Below are 19,427 nucleotides of genomic sequence, written 5' to 3'. Positions count from 1 at the left end.
GTCACCGCATTGTCTGGTGATGAATCATTCCTCTGTTCGATAGCGTTCGACTAACGCAACGCGTTTTTCATAGGCTTCCCGCGCAATCTGGATATCTTCCAGGAATCGCGGCAATTCCTTCATGAGCAGCGCTTGCGGCCCATCCACCAAAGCTTTGCTGGGCGCGGGATGAAAGTCGACCAGCACCATATTGGCTCCAGCGATGATACCTTGCGCGGTGGCATGCATGATATCCAGAATGCCATCCGGTGAAGAAGCACGCGTACCCACAGAATGCGAGGGATCAATACAGACGGGCATGCGGGTTAATCGTTTGACGACAGGCACATGCGTAAAATCAACAAAGTTGCGATGAGGGTCGGCCATATTGGTTTTCATGCCGCGCAATCCAAAAACGACCTTACGGTTTCCTTCGGAAGCCAAATATTCCGCCGCATTCAGCGACTCATCCAGCGTAATGCCAAACCCCCGTTTGATCAGGACTGGAAAATCCTGTTGACGGCCAACGATTTTAAGCAATTCAAAATTCTGCGTATTTCTTGTTCCAATCTGTAACATGACGCCCGTGGTATTGCCGGTCTGATACAGCGCATTGCGGATCTCCTCCAAGTGAGATTCATGCGTAATCTCCATCGCAATCACCTTAATGCCATGTTTTCCCGCGAGATCGAACACATATGGCAAGCAGGTTTTGCCGTGCCCCTGGAATGCGTACGGACTGGTTCGTGGTTTATAGGCTCCCATGCGCGTACACACTTGACCATGATCCTGTAGCGCTTTCATCATGATCTCAACATGTTCAATCGTATCCACAGCACATAATCCTGCGAATACATTCAAAGTGTCTTGCCCAAAACGAACGCCGTTGTAATCAAAATAAGAGGAGCGATCGTCATTCTCATGCCGGCCTAAGATCCGGTATTCCTCTGATACTCTGACCACCCGATCGACACAGGGAAGCAGGCAGACATCTTCAATCGATAATACTTTGGTATTACCGATCAGGTAAATTTCTGTCAGAGTCTGCTCTGCACCCACCTCAGTATGCACGCGCGTTGATATGCCGGAGAAATTGGCCAGGTGCGCTAGAAGTTGTTTATATTCCGGACTATCCTGCCGGGTATTAGGCACAAGAATAAGAATCATAAGAATTTTTTTGAAAGAGAGTGCTAATTCATCAACATAAGAAAGCTCGGCTCACGATTCTAACCGAAAAAACTGCCCGTTACTATGATTCACAAGAAATCACTATTGATGCATTCATCGCGTACTTTCAAATCAATACTTAAAAGCGCTCAATCGGCATCCGACAGCGATTCCGAATCCCCGATTCCGCTCACATTGGAAATGGGTTATCCTCCTGCGAGTAAATTCACCCTGAGACAATTTGTCGCATAGCCACGGCCGGAAATTTCAGCTATTGTTCTAAAGTTTAGCTAGCTACGAATTTAAGCCGTTTGTTATTATGTTTAGTGATCTTAGTCAGTCACCGCTGAGTAAAAATTTACAGCGATTATTTTGGCTCAGGAATATTGCCATTGTTGCTCAATGTACACTACTGAGTTTAGCGTACTGGACGATTGATATCGTTATTCCGTGGACCGAGCTTATCACGGTCGTTACCGTTCTTTCCTTCATCAATCTATTGACCTGGATGCGGTTATACCGCAAATGGCCGGTATCTCATATTGAATTCTTTTTGCAATTGCTGATCGATGTGCTCGCCCTTAGCAGCTTGCTGTACTTTAGCGGTGGTTCCACCAATCCCTTCATTTCTCTTTATCTGTTGCCGTTAACGATTGCCGCCGCGACACTGCCTTGGCGTTACACATGGGTGATGGCAATCATCACCATCGCATGCTATACACTGTTACTGTTCAATTACGTGCCGCTACCTCATGATCATAGCAATCATCTGATTGAGTTTGCGTTGCATGTGTCAGGCATGTGGCTGGCATTTGTGTTGAGTACCGTCATCATTGCGTGGTTCGTGGTAAAAATGAGCTCATCGATTCGAGAGCGGGACCAGGATTTGGCCAAGGCCCGGGAACATGCCTTACGCAATGAACAGATCATCGCGCTAGGAACATTAGCAGCCGGTGCAGCCCACGAACTGGGTACACCGCTATCAACCATGGCGGTGGTCACCAGGGAGTTACAACAGGAATATGTTCAGGATAGCGAATTTCAAAATAATATTCGCATTCTCAGAGATCAGATCAGCCATTGCAAACAGACACTTACTCAATTGCTTGCCAAAGCGGGGCAAAACAGAGCTGAGCATGGCAGCGAGCTTCCCGTCGATGAATTCCTTGCCCAAATTCTTGATAAGTGGAAATTGATACGGCCGTCAGTGCGGTTCACCTATCAAAGCTCGGATACCCTCCCTATCCCCAACATCATGGACAATCAATTGCTAAGCCAATCCATTCTCAATCTACTTAACAATGCCGCCGATGCGTCCTCAAAATGCATTGAAATCAAAAGTAACTGGGACAACCAAACCCTGCATCTCGAAATCATTGATGACGGTGAGGGATTATCCGCAGAAGCCATGCAACGCGTCGGAGAAGCTTTTTTCTCAAGCAAAAAACCCGGACAAGGATTTGGGATAGGATTATTTCTGGCTAATGCAAATATTGAGCGATTTGGAGGCAGCGTGCGTTTATTTAATCTCGAAACAGGCGGTGCTTGCACTCAAGTCATTCTACCATTGATAGGCTAGTGCCATGATTGAAGCAACATTGATAGAAAACAATGAATTACCGAGCTTGCTGATTGTCGACGATGATTCCGTTTTCTGTGGTGTATTATCCAAGGCAATGACCAAGCGGGGCTTTAGCGTTGTATGTGCACATACTATCGAAGACGCACTTACATTAGCGGAAACTTCTGCACCCGAATATGCCATCGTCGATTTAAAATTATCTACCGAATCCGGCTTGGTGTTGGTCGAAAAATTAAAAATTCTCGACCCAGGCACACGGATTGTGATGTTAACGGGCTATGCCAGCATTGCTACAGCAGTCGAAGCCATTAAACTGGGCGCCACCCACTATCTAGCAAAACCCGTTGATGCCGACGAAATTATGGCTGCTTTTGAGCGAACCTCAGGAGAACCGGATATTCCTATCAGCGCCAATCCGCTGTCGGTGGGTCGTCTGGAGTGGGAATATATTCAACGGATTCTTACCGAAAATGATAATAACATCTCGGTCACGGCGAGAATTTTGAATATGCACCGGCGCACCTTGCAACGGAAACTCGCCAAGCGGCCTCATCGCGAATAACTGCTTGCGACACTATAGCTTGGCAATTACGCGCATATCCTGACCTACCATACGGAAATCCTCAATTTTAAGCTGCTTCTTATCCTCAAGATTCATCAATTCTGGCCATTTCATCATCCCTTGCGCATCATCGCCCATCAAATGAGGGGCAAGATAAAGGATCATTTCATCCACTAACTCCGCATTGACCAAAGCACCGCTCAAACCACTGCCCGCTTCCACTAATATTTCATTCATCGCAAACTCAGTAGCTAAAAGAGTCATCATTCTTTCCAAATCCACCCGGCCTTCGGCATCAGGCAAAACGATCACCTGTGCTCCGATTTCTGCCAACAATTTTTTTTTCTCCTCGTTTGCCTCATCAGCCGTAAAAATGAGCACCTGCTCACCGCGAAATAACTTAGCATTCAATGGAATTTGTAGATGGCGATCCACCACGATTTTTTTGGGCTGACGAGATGTTTCAACGAAACGCACCGACAGTTCGGGATCATCCAGTCTAACCGTCCCGATCCCCGTTAATATTGCACAGGAGCGCGCGCGCCACCGATGCGCATCATGCCGCGCCGCTTCGCTCGTAATCCATTGGCTAAGCCCGTTCTTCAGCGCAGTTTTCCCATCCAGGCTCGCAGCGATTTTTATCCTGACCCATGGCTTTTTATGAACCATGCGAGAAATAAAACCGAGATTGAGTGCTTGCGCTTCGGCCTGTAGCAAGCCCGTCTGCACGGCGATCCCCGCCTGCTTCAACAATATACAACCACGGCCCGATACTAGGGGGTTAGGATCCTCCATCGCCACGACCACTCGAGCAATGCCAGCATCCACCAATGCATGGGCACAAGGCGGTGTACGCCCGAAATGACCGCATGGCTCAAGCGTTACATAAGCAACAGCTCCTCTTGCCGCTGCCCCAGCCGCTCGCAAAGCAATGACTTCCGCATGAGGCTGACCGGCGCGCTCATGCCAACCGCTGCCGATAATCTGCTCTCCTCGAGTGATTACGCAGCCTACCCTGGGATTCGGTGTGGTGCTGTAAAGTCCTATCTCGGCTAATTGCAATGCGCGTGACATGAAAGCATAATCAGCGGCGGAAAACATGTCAGGAATTATTTGAAAGCGTTGATCGAGTCCGGCGCATATCCAAATCCAACAGGTGGATGTCGAATTGCAACGTAGATTTATTCGGGCGGATTCTGCACTTCTCTGATTGCGTCACGGAAATCATCCACATCTTGGAAACTTTTATAAACCGATGCAAAGCGTATATAAGCCACCTGATCAAGTTTATAGAGTTCTTCCATGACACATTCCCCAATGCTGCGCGATGATACTTCGCGTTCGCCCATACTTAAGAATTTTTGCATAATGCGATCAATCGCCGCATCGACATAACTGGTAGGAACTGGGCGCTTATGAAGCGCCCGTTTGAATCCCGTCAGTAATTTATTGCGGTCGAACTCGGTCCGACTGCCATCATGTTTCACCACTTGAGGCAATCGTAGCTCAACAGTTTCATACGTGGTAAATCGTTTATCACAGGACTGGCAGCGCCGCCTGCGGCGTATCTTCTGACCATCCTCGCTAACGCGAGAATCGATTACACTAGTATCATCGGCAAAGCAGAAAGGGCATTTCATACCACATCACCCCAATACTTATCCTCAGGACAGAACCTAGAAATCTGCCCCGAAATGAGTGAAATTATGCATATACTGGAAATTTCGCACATAATTGTTTCGCTTCCGTTGCCACGCGCGACAGCAAGGCAGAATCTTCTGGTGCAGCAAGCACATCAGCTATCAAATTCGCCAACTGTTCTGCTTCCAATTCCTTAAAACCTCTCGTGGTGATCGCCGGCGACCCAACGCGAATGCCACTGGTCACAAATGGTTTCTGAGGGTCATTGGGAATGGCGTTTTTATTAACGGTAATATGCGCGTGTTCAAGCGATTCTTCGGCCTGTTTACCGGTCAAGTTCATCGCGCGCAAATCGACCAGAAACATATGACAGTCCGTTTGACCGGATACGATTCGCAAGCCACGATTGGTCAGCACCTTTGCCATCACGCGTGCATTCTCGATCACCTGCTCCTGGTAATTCTTGAATTCTGAAGTGGCTGCTTCTTTAAACGCGACAGCCTTGGCTGCAATCACATGCATCAAGGGACCGCCTTGAGTCTGCGGAAAAATCGCGGAATTCAGCGTTTTCTCATACTCCGGCTTGGCCATGATGATGCCGCCGCGAGGTCCTCTCAATGTTTTATGCGTGGTACTTGTCACAAAATCAGCGATTCCCACCGGATTCGGATAAAAACCCGCTGCTACCAAACCTGCATAGTGCGCCATATCGACAAATAAATACGCACCGACGGCATCGGCAATTTTTCTGAAGCGTTTCCAGTCTATGACTCGCGCATACGATGAAGCACCGGCGACAATCATTTTAGGCTTATGCTCATGAGCTAGCCGTTCAACTTCATCATAATCGAGCAGTTCCGTTTCCGGGTGCAGGCCATAAGAAATCGAATGAAAAATTTTACCGCTCATACTCACGCTTGAGCCATGCGTCAAATGCCCACCATGCGCCAAGGACATGCCCAGCAGAGTATCGCCCGGTTTTAATGCAGAAAGATAAACGGCTGCGTTGGCTTGCGAACCCGAATGCGGTTGTACATTGACATATTCGGCACCGAATAATGCTTTCAACCGATCAATCGCTAATTGCTCCACCTGATCGGCATACATACAGCCGCCGTAATAGCGTTTGTTGGGGTAGCCTTCAGCATATTTATTGGTCAACACGGAGCCCTGAGCCTGCATGACCGCAGGACTTGCATAATTTTCAGAAGCGATGAGTTCGATATATTCTTCCTGACGTTGCATTTCGCCTTTCAGCGCTTGCCATAAATCTGGGTCGACATTTTCTATAGTGTGTTTCTGCGAAAACATGGTGATACCAATCCTTTGAAATTTTTAGAAACCAGCAAAATACGTATATTACCGCAAAAACACAATTCGCTGATCACAAGACAGTGAATGAAAAAAGAAAAGCAGAGAATATTAAAGGAAAGCGCAATCGTCCTGACTGACAATCACTTTCTTAGAAGTGTTGACCCATCTTTCGCAATAAGGAGAAATAATCGCGGACAACAGACCTGCAGACAGCGGCATTTCATTCAGTCATTCTTACTCACCCGATTGTGATGACTGTCTTCTTTCTCAAAAGTCAGAAGAAATCAAAAAGTCGCCGATTTTCCAGATCTCTTATGAAAAGATAGCACACACGTGTCGATCAGAATGGATTAAACAATTGCCGTTTCTTGTTCAAACAAAAGCACCGCTTTTCCATTCTCATCAATATCCACCGTTACCTTACCGCCGTTCACGAGTCGCCCGAAAAGCAATTCATCCGCCAACGCACTGCGTATGGTGTCCTGAATGAGCCGCTCCATCGGCCGCGCGCCCATCAGCGGATCAAAACCATGTTTGGCAAGATATTTCCGCAATTTTTCGGTAAAGGTAGCTTCCACTTTTTTCTCATGCAATTGCGTTTCAAGCTGAATCAGAAACTTATCAGTTACCCGCATAATAATTTCTTCATTCAACGGCGCAAAAGAAATGATGGCATCAAGCCGATTCCGAAATTCAGGTGTAAACAATTTTTTAATATCGACGAGTTCATCTCCGACGGATTTCGATTGAGTAAATCCAATTGACGCTTTCGTTAGAGAATCTGCGCCAGCATTTGTGGTCATGATGATGATGATGTTGCGGAAATCTGCTTTGCGCCCATTGTTATCGGTCAGTGTTCCATAGTCCATGACTTGTAACAAGATATTGAAAATGTCGGTATGCGCTTTCTCAATTTCATCCAGCAACAGAACTGCATATGGATGTTTGATCACCGTTTCAGTCAGCAATCCACCCTGATCATAACCCACATAACCGGGTGGCGCGCCTATCAGTCGGGATATTGCGTGGCGTTCCATGTATTCTGACATGTCAAAGCGGTGCAAATGAATGTTCAATGCATAGGCAAGCTGTCTTGCAACTTCGGTTTTTCCCACACCGGTCGGACCCGAGAAAAGAAATGAACCGACTGGCTTTTGTGGATTACCGAGCCCACTTCTTGCCATTTTGATGGCTGCTGTCAAAGCATCGATCGCATTATCCTGTCCGAACACTATAGTTTTCATATCGCGTCCGAGCGTTTTTAGCTTGTTACGATCATTGGTAGAAATATTCTGCGGAGGAATTCGCGCAATTTTAGCTACCACATTTTCAATTTCACCTCTGCCAATGATTTTACGTTTTTTGGATTTCGGCAGAATTCGCTGAGCAGCCCCCGCTTCATCCAAGACATCAATGGCTTTATCCGGCAAGTGGCGGTCATTGATATACCGTTCAGATAGTTCCGCAGCGGAAATCAAAGCACCGGAAGTGTATTTGACTTTATGATGTTGTTCATAGCGGGATTTCAGGCCGCGCAATATCGCCACCGTTTCATCCACACTGGGTTCATTCACTTCAATTTGCTGAAAGCGTCTTGATAGGGCATGGTCTTTCTCGAAGATACCGCGATATTCATTATAGGTAGTCGCACCGATACACCGTAATTGTCCGGAACTTAATATGGGCTTCAGGAGATTCGATGCATCCAGCACGCCACCCGATGCAGCACCCGCACCAATCAGGGTATGAATCTCATCAATAAACAGAATGGCTGCAGGATTATCGGTCAGTTGCTTGAGCAATGTTTTCAAGCGTTGCTCAAAATCACCGCGATATTTTGTTCCAGCCAATAAAGCGCCCATATCGAGTGCATAAATTTGATGTTTCAAAAGTAAATCCGGCACATCTTTTTCAACGATACGCTTGGCCAAGCCTTCTGCAATTGCAGTTTTTCCGACCCCCGCTTCGCCGACCAGCAGCGGATTATTCTTGCGGCGCCGACAGAGAGTTTGTATCACCCGTTCAATTTCTTTTTCACGCCCAACAAGTGGATCAATCTTATTAATCAACGCAAGATGGTTGAGATTTACAGTATAGTTTTCTAGCATACCTCCAGAATTGGATTCATGCTCTCCATCCACTTCATTTCCAGTTTTGGCTTCATTATCATGCGATGCTTTACGGATATGATGTGAAATATAATTGACCACATCCAATCGTGTCACGCCTCTTTGATGCAGAAAATAGACGGCATGCGAGTCTTTCTCGCCAAATATCGATACCAGAACATTCGCTCCTGTGACTTCCTTCTTGCCGGATGACTGCACGTGCAGAATGGCCCGCTGAATGACGCGCTGAAAACCTAATGTAGGCTGTGTATCCACTTCTTCAGTACCATTAATGACAGGGGTATGGCGCGCGATGTGATCCATCAATACTGATCGCAGATCTTCAATATCGACGAGACAAGCAGTGAGCACTTCTGCTGCACTTGCGTTATCCAGCATCGCCAGCAGCAAATGCTCGACAGTAATGAATTCATAGCGTTTCTGCCTTGATTCTACAAAAGCCATATGCAGACTGACTTCTAAATCCGGAGCAATCATCTTAATTTTCCTCCATCACACACTGTAGCGGGTGCTGATTCTTCCTAGCAAATTCAACAACCTGATTAACTTTGGTACTTGCAATATCACTTGTGTATACACCACACACGCCGACACCCTCCGTATGGACTTTTAACATGATCTTTGTTGCTTGTTCCTGATTCATATGGAAAAATATTTTTAGCACATCAATTACAAACTCCATCGGAGTGAAGTCGTCGTTTAATAATAAAATTTTATACATTGGTGGAGAATCATCTTTGGATTTCTCCTGTTTTTTCTTCAGAATAGTGACTTCTGAATCATTATCCGACATGACATTATTTCCTTACTTTCTTCAAACACTATCTCCCGTGCTCATTCTCAATCATTAGTATAAAGTAGTTCACTTCTCACATATTTGATGATTACGACAAAATTTTCAAGTATCTTAAAATAATTGCTGATCGAGAACGACAAATGTACTGTAACCGCTTGACTTTAACCCCGGATTTGCGTAAAACGATACGTGGCGTTTGGCTTCAAGTTCTCTGCGGTATCAATTATGTCCGTCTATGGTCTTGAAATTCAAATAGTATTAGGGTTTCCGGCCCAGTTTTTATATAGGAAGTAGAAATGGCAACAGGTACAGTAAAATGGTTCAATGATTCTAAAGGTTTTGGTTTTATTACTCCTGATGATGGAAGCGAAGATTTGTTTGCACACTTTTCAGCCATCAATATGTCCGGTTTTAAAACCCTCAAGGAAGGTCAAAAAGTGAGCTTCGATGTCACTCAAGGCCCGAAAGGGAAACAAGCCTCTAATATTCAGTCCGCTTAACTGTTCGTTCAACAATAAGAAAACTGGCGTAGACTTTTATTACAGTAAGATCATAAAGATACACAGCAGATAGCAGTTTCTCCCCTTGCCATATACTCTCTATGGCAAGGGGATTCTATTTTAAGAACTGCTTTTTCCTACTTTCAATCCAATCGCACAATCATTGCCTCACCGAAAGCGGAACAGCTCACTTGTCTAGCATTTTCCATCTGGCGCGCAAAATCATACGTAACCAACTTATCTCGAATAGTTTTTTCCATGGCCGTAATGAGCATATCCGCTGCTTCTGACCAACCGATATGCCGCAGCATCATTTCTGCAGACAAAATAATTGACCCAGGGTTCACCTGATCTTTACCCGCATATTTAGGCGCAGTACCATGGGTTGCTTCAAAGATTGCAACTGAATCGCTCAAATTAGCTCCGGGCGCAATCCCTATACCACCAACCTGCGCTGCCAGCGCATCCGAAATATAATCTCCATTTAAATTCAACGTGGCTACCACATCATATTCTTCCGGTCGCAATAAAATTTGCTGTAGAAACGCATCAGCAATCACATCCTTGATAACGATGCCCCCTTTATCGGATGGCAATTTCATCCACGGTCCGCCATCCAGTAACTCCGCATTAAACTCTCTGGCAGCCAAGGCATAACCCCACTTTTTGAATGCACCTTCAGTAAATTTCATGATGTTACCTTTATGTACCAAGGTAACTGATTTACGCTGATTATCAATGGCATATTGAATGGCTTTTCTAACGAATCGTTCAGTTCCTTCTCTTGAAACGGGTTTTATGCCTATACCTGAGGTCTCCGGAAAACGAATCGAGCTCACTCCCATGTCTTTGATAAGAAAATCAATGACTTTCTTCGCCTGATCTGACTCAGCTTCCCACTCGATACCTGCGTAAATATCCTCAGAATTTTCACGAAAAATCACCATATCGGTCTTTTCCGGAAACTTGACCGGACTCGGGACGCCATTGAAGTAACGCACTGGCCGCAAACAAATATATAAATCAAGCTGCTGCCGAAGTGCGACATTGATCGAACGGATACCCCCACCGATCGGCGTGGTTAAAGGACCTTTAATAGACACCACGAACTCCCTAGCAGCCGCCAATGTTTCCGCAGGCAGCCATACATCAGCTCCATAAACCCGAGTTGATTTCTCACCCGCATAGATTTCCATCCAGGAAATCTTGCGCCGACCGGAATATGCTTTTTCAACTGCCGCGTCGACCACTTTGCGCATCACCGGTGTGATATCAACACCGATGCCATCTCCTTCAATGAAGGGAATAATGGGATTATCCGGTACATTGAGTGAATTATTACGGTCAACCTCAATTTTCTTACCTTCCGCAGGTACTTTTATATGCTGATACATAGTATCTCCAACACTGGAATATCAAATACAACTTACAAACCGCTCGCTCATCAATTCTGTAAAATCAGACGAGTCCCGTACTGATGAATCACGTTCCTTCAAGACGCGCCTTCCGCCTAAAAGAATTATTCTTTGCATAGAGTAACAACGCAACCATAGCAGTCGTTGATTATACGTACAAAGCGGATGTCTTACTATGATAAGCGACCAACTGATTGATGCCTTGCATTAGAATGATCATGAAACATTTTGACCAATCATTTTTACATTCAGCAACTCAGATCAATTAACTCACAAGGATCTTCAGCATCGCGATGCATCTCACACTCTTGATTCCCAGTTTATTCTGGCCAGATACTACCCAACCTCAAATCTATGAGGATTTGCCTCTGTCATCATTGGAAAAATTATTATCAAAAGGTGCGCTTCGCCGACATCCAGCGCAGGAAATAGACGCCTGGTTATGCAGCGCATTTAATATCGCAAAGCAGCATAATTGGCCCATCGCCCCCATCATGCTCCATGCAGATAATAGCAGCTTAATTACCCATAACGATTTTTGGATGCGGGCTGATCCTGTGCATTTGCGTATCGAACAAAACCACATCATGTTGGCTGATAGCCAGGCTTTCAAAATATCCCCAGAAGAAGCACAGCAAATTACGCAAAGCTTCAACCAGGATGTGGGGCGCCACTATGACTTTTCTCTTCTTCCTTTGCGTAACGATCATTGGTACATCCGCTTACCTCACTCACCCCAGATGCAAACCTACTCGCTCGGACAGGTAACTTGCAGAAATATCAATGATTTTTTACCAACTGGTAGCGAAAGTATCTTCTGGCATAAAATTTTCAATGAAACGCAGATGCTGCTTCATGAACATCCCATCAATCAACAACGGGAATCTCATGGGGAATTGCCCATCAATAGCGTATGGTTCTGGGGAGGAGGAATAATGCCGGATTCTATGCATTCCCAATATTCGCATATCTGGAGCGATGATGACTTTGCTCGTGCGTTGGCATCAGCCAGTCACACTCCCTATTCGAAACTACCTATCAATGCAAATGAGTGGTTATCAGACAATCAATTATCCGGCACTCCTCTTGTAATATTGGACAATTTATCAGTCCATGCCAAGTACCGAAATGCTTACGAATGGCGAGAAATTCTAAAAAGGATGCAAAACGATTGGTTTTTCCCGTTATATCAAGCATTGAAAGCTGGCAGAATTAATCGAATAACGCTCGTTGCCGTTAATGAACATTCGCTGTTGGAATTCGAAATTATGCGCTCAAATGTATGGAAATTCTGGCTAATGACACGACCTCTTTCTTCTTATATAGTAAAACATGATGCAAATTAAAGTATTACGATTTGATCGTCGGTAGCATTACAGGAGCATCGGTCAAACTCACAACGAGTAAGAATAAGGAATAGTTATGCCTAAAACTTCGCTTTCTCATAGTGTCAAGTCTTACCTCGCTGCTTGCGTTGCTTTGACGCTAACTATTGCGCTCATCATCAATGTTTTTTTCTTCAGTGAACTTGCTCTGCATTGGTCGGCAGTATTATGGGCTTGCTTGATTCTTGCCCAAATTGCCGTCCTTATTCAGCAAATTCGCACAGAAAAAAACCTCCAGAACCAGATAAACCAATCACTCATCGTCAAAGAGCGGTTGACGAATGAAATCAAGCATCGCCTATGGGCTGAAAAATCGGCTTCAGAAAGCAAAATAAAATCATTATTTATTGATGAGAACATTCCCGTCATGCTGGCTTACTTCAATACCGATCTTCGTTGCCGGTATCACAATCGAATTTTCCGTAAATGGTTCGGATTAAAACCCGATCAAATTGACGAGCGGCTATTGACGGAATTCTCCAGTGAAGAATTTTTTACAGACATCAAACAGTGTGCTGCAGATATTCTTGCAGGAAAAACCATCCATAATGAACGGGTTCTGAAATCAACCAAGGGTTTTCCTTATATTTTTACTGAGCAATATGTTCCGCATCTGAATAACAAAGGAAAAGCAATCGGTTTCTATACGATTCATACTCCCCGCACTCAAGAAAAAAATCGCGCATCACTGAAGAATAAAGCGGAACATTCATCTGGATCAAAACCAAAAACCATCGTTGAAATACCCGCTCCCCATCATGCACCCATGCAACCTGCCGTTCACCCAGTTTCACCAAAAGCCACTACAACAGCCGCGCGCATTGCTCAAGCCATCGAAGGCGGAGAATTCAATCTCTACTATCAGCACATCAGCCCCATCAAACCTAGTTCATCTGCGGCATCGCATTATGAAATTTTGATTCGCATGAATGAAGAAGACAATAATTTGATGCCGCCTGGCTCATTCTTGCCTTTTGTGGATCAATTCAATCTGATGCCTCAACTCGATCGATGGATCGTCAATCATATCGTTACCTGGCTATCGATTCATCCGGAAAACCAATCGGTCTTCTGCTTGAACGTCGCGAAGGACACCCTCAGTGATCGCGCTTTCCCTGAATTTATTCAGGAGCAACTCAAGAACATGAACGTGACCGCGACAAACCTTTGCTTCGAGATTGAAGTAGCGGATGCAGAAGCTAGCGCTGCAGATATGATCGTTTTCTCGAATAAAATTCATGATCTTGGCTGTCTGCTGTCGTTATGCAGTTTTAGTAACGATCCCAGCTCTGTAGCACTGCTCGACAAAATAAAGATCGATTACTTAAAAATTGATGGCAGCCTGATTTGCAATATTCTTCGCGACCAAGAAGATTTGGACAAAGTAATTTCAATTCACAGGCTTGCTCAAAAATCGGCAATCAAGACCATTGCCGAACTCGTGGAAACCGACGACATCGTGATGAAATTGCAGGAGATTGGAATTGATTATGCGCAGGGCTTCGGTATTGCGAAAGCCCATCCATTTAGAGATTTGGAAGCCTAAAAATATTGAAACACAAAAACAAAAGGCAGTGTGAACACTGCCTTTTTTTCAATCTTGCTATTTTTGCTTGAAGCCCATCAAAGCGCCTTAACCATATGCTCCACCACTTTCTTCGCATCTCCGAATATCATCATGGTTTTATCCATATAGAACAAATCATTGTCAAGACCTGCATACCCCACAGCCATACTGCGTTTGACTACCATTACGGTGCGCGCCTTGTACGCATCGAGAATCGGCATGCCATAGATGGGGCTGCCCGGCACATTGGCGGCAGGATTAACCACATCATTGGCACCCAATACCAGAACCACATCAGTGTTCGAAAAATCGCTATTGATCTCTTCCATTTCCTGAACTTGCTCATAGGGAATTTCCGCTTCGGCCAGCAACACGTTCATATGCCCAGGCATACGGCCTGCTACGGGATGTATCGCAAAACGCACATTCACTCCCTTTTCATGCAACAATTCAGCCAACTCCTTGACAGCATGCTGAGCCCTGGCGACAGCCAATCCATAGCCAGGAACGATAATGACGCTATCGGCATTTCCCATCAGGAAAGCAGCATCTTCTGCGCTACCGCTACGATAGGTCTTTTGTTCTCCGCTATCTGCCACCGCAGTTCCGCCGTCACTACCAAACCCTCCAAGAATCACTGACAAGAACGGCCGATTCATCGCCTTGCACATGATGTAAGAGAGAATTGCACCGGAGCTGCCGACCAATGATCCGGCAATGATCAGCATCGGATTGCCAAGGGAAAAACCGATACCGGCTGCCGCCCAACCCGAATACGAATTCAACATTGATATGACGACCGGCATATCAGCCCCACCAATCGGAATGATGATCAGGAATCCTAAAATGAAGGCAATCGCGGTCATGGCAATAAAAGCAGTCCAGTTCGTGGTTTCGCTAAAGAAAAACCATAAACCGAATCCGACCATTGCGAGTGCCATCAACAAATTGATCATATGCTGGCCAGTAAACACGATCGGCGTTCCGCTCATGCGTCCGGATAATTTCAGGAATGCAATGACAGAACCCGACCATGTCATCGCACCAATGAAAGTACCCAGAAACAGCTCAAGCTTGCTTCCGGTAGGAAGAATTTCAGGCAACCCGAAAGAAACCGGATTATTTACCGCTGCAATCGCAATGAACACAGCCGCCAGACCAACCAGAGAATGCATGAATGCAACCAGTTCAGGCATTGCAGTCATTTGCACGCGCTGCGCCACAATGGCTCCGATCACACCACCCACTGCGATGCATCCAAGAATCAAAGGCCAGTTCTGGGTAAGCGTTAAGGTCGTGGCAACCGCAATCACCATCCCAACCATGCCAAACAGATTTCCACGGCGAGCAGATTCAGGTGAGCTGAGACCTTTCAGCGCCAGTATAAAAAATACTGAAGCCACTAAATACGCAAGTGCTACAATATTTGCTGACATTTACGCGTTTCCTTTTTTTTCTTTTTTCTTGAACATTTCCAGCATCCGTTGACTCACCAGAAATCCGCCAAACACATTAATTGCGGCCAAAGTAACCGCTGCAGCCCCTAACCAGACCCCCCAATCAGTCTCGGCTGGCCCTGCCGCTAGCATCGCACCCACCAAAATAATTCCGGAAATTGCATTGGTCACCGACATAAGCGGAGTATGTAAAGCCGGCGTTACATTCCATACCACGTGGTAACCCACAAAAATGGCTAACACGAAAACTGTTAAATTAATGATAACCGGATCGATTTCACCAATCATGATGACTCCTTTTAAATTCGTTCGTTAACTGTACGGTCAAAACCTGATTGAATAGAATGGCGATTGTTGTTCGCCTGAATGGCTTGTTACGGCTGGGTAATCAGCTCTCCGTTCATACACACCAACGTTCCCGCAATAATCTCATCATCACGATTCACTTTAAGCTCGCCGCTGGTCGGATCAAGCATCAAATTTATGAAGTTCAGTAAGTTCCGAGCATACAATGTACTGGAATCCGCTGCCACCAATCCTGGGATATTAGCAATGCCAATCAAATGCACGCCATGTTTCACAACAGTTTTATTTAATTCTGACAATGGACAATTGCCGCCTGCTTCGACCGCCATATCGACGATCACTGAACCCGGCTTCATGGCTTGGACAGTTTCCTCTTTAATCAACACGGGAGCCGGACGTCCTGGAATTAATGCGGTAGTAATAATGATATCCGCTGCAATCGCACGCTCATGCACCAGTTCTCCTTGACGGCGTTTGTAATCTTCCGACATCTCGGTCGCATAACCACCAGCCGTTTCAGCTTTCGCCTTTTCTTCGTCACTGAGGGGTACTTCAACAAATTTCGCACCCAAACTTTCCACCTGTTCCTTGGCAACAGGCCGTACATCAAATGCTTCCACTACCGCACCCAGCCGCTTTGCTGTTGCAATGGCCTGCAACCCGGCAACCCCTGCACCCAGCACTAAAACGCGCGCCGCCTTTACCGTACCCGCAGCGGTCATCAGCATGGGGAAGAATCGTTGATAGACATCGGCTGCCAGAATGACAGCCTTGTAACCCGCAATATTCGCCTGAGACGACAACACATCCATACTCTGCGCTCGAGATATGCGCGGTAATTTTTCCATTGAAAATGCAGTCACCCCATGCTGTGCCAACGCTTGAATGCCTTCTTTCTGATGAGGTGACAACAGGCCGATTAACACGGCATTTTTCCGCATCATTGCCAATTCAGCAGCTTCTGGGCCTCTCACCTTCAGCACGATTTCAGATTGTGCGTACAACTCAGCCACGTCAGTGACTAGCGTTGCACCTGCTTCCTGATAGGCCGAATCAGGAATACTCGCGCCAGCACCTGCGCCTGATTGCACAGATACCTTATGTAGTCCTTTGGCAGTAAATTTTTTGACGGTTTCCGGTGTAACTGCTACACGCGTTTCTCCCGCACGAATCTCCGCGGGTATGCCTATATGCATTGATGATCTCCCTTTTTATCAATCTGCTTATAAACAGCAGAATTGCGCTTAATTCTTTAAATGAACTGCGGATTATAAATCAATTTGCTTGCAATGCATTACTTGGATTAGGAAAAACTTGATCGTGGTTAATTTTCTACTGATATGAACGATGATCGCGACAATTGGCATCTCTCGGATGGGGGAAATTATTTAGAAACATACCGCGGGATCTGACCATCGATCAAAAAAGGTTGCTTACAGAACAACCAAACGACTCAATGTGCTGAGAAAACAAGCCTATTAGGCGTAGGTCATTTATCCATCGTGCGAAACTCCTGCTCCAGCTGCTGGGTAATTTGCGTCAACAGCACAGGAATCTGTTTGAGTAAAGATTCAGCATTCGACCAGTTATTATTCAAATTGGCTTTCTCAAGTTTCTCACATAGATCAGCAAAACTCGAAGCACCGATAGTACGCGCGGAAGACTTTAATTTATGCCCCAATCGTCCCAAAGCAGGTAAATCTTTTTCTGCTTGCGCGAGATTCATTTCTGCCAGCGTATCATTGGCCACCTCGACAAACTTGAGCCCAAACTTCCGAACCAACGTTGCGTTGTTATGAAACATTTGATGCAACACGGATATATCTACAGGCGGAGATTTAGTGGACTGCCCGCCTTCGAGGTGCTCATCGACCGATATGCCCGGCTTCGCGGGCAACCATTTTGCCAACATCCGATACATCTGCTCAGGATCGATCGGCCGCGGCAAATAATCATCCATGTCGCCCAAAACATATCGTTCGCGATCCTCCGCCAGGACAGCGTGTTCGGTCAATGCAATTATGCGCAGGTGTGCATTCTTACTTCCTGCTCGAATTCGGCGCACAGCTTCGGCATCATTCGTGGAAACCAATCGAGGGTTTATGATTACCACGTCAAATTTCTCGATGCTCAATCGATCCGTTGCATCTTGTTCCTTACCTGCAACGATCGCTACAGCACCGGCCAACTCGAGCAAATCCCGGATTATTAACTGGTCAGTGGGATTATCTTCAATAACCAGAATTCGAGCACCATTGATGCGCGCTTTGACTGATTCAGGTTCCTTCGCCAACGATGCCTCAGGGTTTGCCCTGTGGTGACCACGCTTAAAGTGAGCAGTGCAATGAAATGAGCTGTCCCATTCAGATGTGCGCTCCACCCAAACACGCCCTTGCATCAGATCGATCAATTCGCGACTGATCGCCAAGCGCAGTGTATTTCCTCCCGGCATAAGAGGGTTGGAACGATATGCGTGACTAATCCCTTCCGATACGCACTCCATGTGTTGCGGATTGATACCCGAACCTCGAACAATGAACAACAATTCTACTGAGTCGTCGTTGAGCGCATTGACGCGAACCTGAAAAGTCACAGTCCCCTTTTCAGTCAACTTAACAACGGTACGGGTAATATTGATGAGCATTTGACCTAAGCGAGCCACATCGCCACACAGCATCTCGGGGATTTCTTCAGAAATATCCAGCTTGAAACCTAATCCTTTATCACGTGCCAGATCACCGATCAAGTCATGTACTTGGGTTAAGCATTCACGCACGTTAAAATCGTCTTCAGACAGCTTCAATCCTCCTCCTTCAATACGTGAAAAATCAATCGCATCATTGATGAGGCTCAATAATGATCGAGCCGAAAAATTGATTTTCTCTAAATAGGTTCGAGGAGTTTTATCCAGCCTGGCTTGCAAACCAAGATACGATAAACCGATCATGGCATTCATGGGCGTTTGAATTTCCTGGTTCATCAGGGTGAGAAGCGCAGCCTGGGATCGCCGGACAGACTCGGCAGCTCGGCGAGCGTTTGTCAGTTCTTCACTCAGCCGAATCCGCTCCACGACAACGGCCAAACGCGCCCTTAACTCACCGGAGCGAAATGGCTTGATTACAAAATCGATGGCTCCGGCATTGAGGCCATTGATTGCGTCGACGTCTTCATCAGATATCAACATGACTAAAGGTACTTCAGATATTCCCGGCATTGCCCTCATCTGACGAATTTTCTCGCCTACGCCAGGATCACTCATTCCGGACAAAGCAACATCGAGCAGCACCACATCAATGGATTGATTGCTGAGACACTGCAGCGTTTCCTCGCTATTTTTGGCTTCAATGATCCGAAAATTAGAATTGCTCAGTGCCGTACGAACCAATTGAAAGTCGCTGGCCATGTCCACGGCAACCACGATACTGTATTGCTTATCAATCCTACGCATCGATTTTTGATCGGCCCCATATACTGTAGACACCAGATTTCCCCCCTCGATTTTTTCATACGAAAATCCAATCATCCGACCAGGGCAGGATAGTGCAAGCCAATACCCACCCGATGTTCATGCAATATACAACAATCAACAATCAGACGCCTCATGCAGAAGTAGTTCTACACAAGGCG

General features: G+C 46.0%; 16 protein-coding genes. 5 read left to right on the top strand and 11 right to left on the bottom strand.

Going from position 1 to position 19,427, the window contains the following annotated elements; genetic code table 11:
- Nucleotides 1-24: 24 nt before the first annotated feature.
- The gene (locus ABF87_RS00995; RefSeq protein WP_160827258.1) at nucleotides 25-1,146 is read right to left on the bottom strand and encodes a 3-deoxy-7-phosphoheptulonate synthase; all 1,122 of its coding nucleotides are present in this window, start codon (nucleotides 1,144-1,146) and stop codon (nucleotides 25-27) included.
- Between the two features lie 319 nt (nucleotides 1,147-1,465).
- On the opposite strand from ABF87_RS00995, the gene ABF87_RS00990 reads away from it, so the two are divergent.
- Complete coding sequence (locus tag ABF87_RS00990) at nucleotides 1,466-2,725, top strand: ATP-binding protein (RefSeq protein WP_160827257.1); 1,260 nt, start codon at nucleotides 1,466-1,468, stop codon at nucleotides 2,723-2,725.
- 4 nt (nucleotides 2,726-2,729) lie between these two features.
- The gene (locus ABF87_RS00985; protein WP_160827256.1) at nucleotides 2,730-3,290 is read left to right on the top strand and encodes a response regulator transcription factor; all 561 of its coding nucleotides are present in this window, start codon (nucleotides 2,730-2,732) and stop codon (nucleotides 3,288-3,290) included.
- Nucleotides 3,291-3,302: 12 nt separating this feature from the next.
- Here ABF87_RS00985 and ribD read toward each other — a convergent pair whose 3' ends face one another.
- The 5 genes from ribD to clpS form a co-directional block, all read right to left on the bottom strand.
- Nucleotides 3,303-4,364, bottom strand: a complete 1,062-nt coding sequence (gene ribD, locus ABF87_RS00980) for a bifunctional diaminohydroxyphosphoribosylaminopyrimidine deaminase/5-amino-6-(5-phosphoribosylamino)uracil reductase RibD (RefSeq protein WP_345789858.1) — start codon at nucleotides 4,362-4,364, stop codon at nucleotides 3,303-3,305.
- Between the two features lie 107 nt (nucleotides 4,365-4,471).
- The gene (nrdR, locus tag ABF87_RS00975; protein WP_160827254.1) at nucleotides 4,472-4,930 is read right to left on the bottom strand and encodes a transcriptional regulator NrdR; all 459 of its coding nucleotides are present in this window, start codon (nucleotides 4,928-4,930) and stop codon (nucleotides 4,472-4,474) included.
- Between the two features lie 64 nt (nucleotides 4,931-4,994).
- Nucleotides 4,995-6,242 (bottom strand): serine hydroxymethyltransferase, encoded by a 1,248-nt coding sequence (gene glyA / locus ABF87_RS00970; protein WP_160827253.1) that lies wholly within the window; start codon nucleotides 6,240-6,242, stop codon nucleotides 4,995-4,997.
- 353 nt (nucleotides 6,243-6,595) lie between these two features.
- Entirely contained in the window at nucleotides 6,596-8,851 is a 2,256-nt protein-coding gene (gene clpA, locus ABF87_RS00965) for an ATP-dependent Clp protease ATP-binding subunit ClpA (RefSeq protein ID WP_160827252.1), read from the bottom strand.
- A 1-nt stretch (nucleotide 8,852) separates the two neighbouring features.
- Entirely contained in the window at nucleotides 8,853-9,167 is a 315-nt protein-coding gene (gene clpS / locus ABF87_RS00960; protein ID WP_160827251.1) for an ATP-dependent Clp protease adapter ClpS, read from the bottom strand.
- 299 nt (nucleotides 9,168-9,466) lie between these two features.
- On the opposite strand from clpS, the gene ABF87_RS00955 reads away from it, so the two are divergent.
- Nucleotides 9,467-9,670: a cold-shock protein gene (locus ABF87_RS00955; protein ID WP_013964362.1), complete on the top strand. Its 204-nt coding sequence runs from the start codon at nucleotides 9,467-9,469 to the stop codon at nucleotides 9,668-9,670.
- 143 nt (nucleotides 9,671-9,813) lie between these two features.
- Here the strand turns inward: ABF87_RS00955 and icd are convergent, their stop codons facing one another.
- Complete coding sequence (gene icd, locus ABF87_RS00950; protein ID WP_160827250.1) at nucleotides 9,814-11,064, bottom strand: NADP-dependent isocitrate dehydrogenase; 1,251 nt, start codon at nucleotides 11,062-11,064, stop codon at nucleotides 9,814-9,816.
- A gap of 398 nt (nucleotides 11,065-11,462) precedes the next feature.
- On the opposite strand from icd, the gene ABF87_RS00945 reads away from it, so the two are divergent.
- Together ABF87_RS00945 and ABF87_RS00940 are read left to right on the top strand one after the other, a co-directional pair.
- Complete coding sequence (locus ABF87_RS00945) at nucleotides 11,463-12,431, top strand: phosphoglycerate mutase (RefSeq protein ID WP_240143452.1); 969 nt, start codon at nucleotides 11,463-11,465, stop codon at nucleotides 12,429-12,431.
- A gap of 76 nt (nucleotides 12,432-12,507) precedes the next feature.
- The gene (locus ABF87_RS00940) at nucleotides 12,508-14,016 is read left to right on the top strand and encodes an EAL domain-containing protein (protein WP_160827248.1); all 1,509 of its coding nucleotides are present in this window, start codon (nucleotides 12,508-12,510) and stop codon (nucleotides 14,014-14,016) included.
- Nucleotides 14,017-14,093: 77 nt separating this feature from the next.
- On the opposite strand, the gene ABF87_RS00935 is transcribed toward ABF87_RS00940, so the two are convergent.
- The 4 genes from ABF87_RS00935 to ABF87_RS00920 form a co-directional block, all read right to left on the bottom strand.
- A complete protein-coding gene (locus ABF87_RS00935; protein WP_160827247.1) occupies nucleotides 14,094-15,473 on the bottom strand; it encodes an NAD(P)(+) transhydrogenase (Re/Si-specific) subunit beta in 1,380 nt (459 codons plus the stop codon).
- Complete coding sequence (locus ABF87_RS00930) at nucleotides 15,474-15,782, bottom strand: NAD(P) transhydrogenase subunit alpha (RefSeq protein WP_090717315.1); 309 nt, start codon at nucleotides 15,780-15,782, stop codon at nucleotides 15,474-15,476.
- Nucleotides 15,783-15,868: 86 nt separating this feature from the next.
- On the bottom strand, nucleotides 15,869-16,996 hold the full coding sequence (locus ABF87_RS00925) for a Re/Si-specific NAD(P)(+) transhydrogenase subunit alpha (protein WP_160827246.1): 1,128 nt from the start codon (nucleotides 16,994-16,996) through the stop codon (nucleotides 15,869-15,871).
- 293 nt (nucleotides 16,997-17,289) lie between these two features.
- Entirely contained in the window at nucleotides 17,290-19,281 is a 1,992-nt protein-coding gene (locus ABF87_RS00920; protein WP_160827245.1) for a response regulator, read from the bottom strand.
- Nucleotides 19,282-19,427 lie beyond the last annotated feature (146 nt).

Source organism: Nitrosomonas sp. JL21 (genome assembly GCF_009833095.1).
Lineage (GTDB): Bacteria > Pseudomonadota > Gammaproteobacteria > Burkholderiales > Nitrosomonadaceae > Nitrosomonas.
This window is presented reverse-complemented; position numbering and strand designations above follow the sequence as displayed.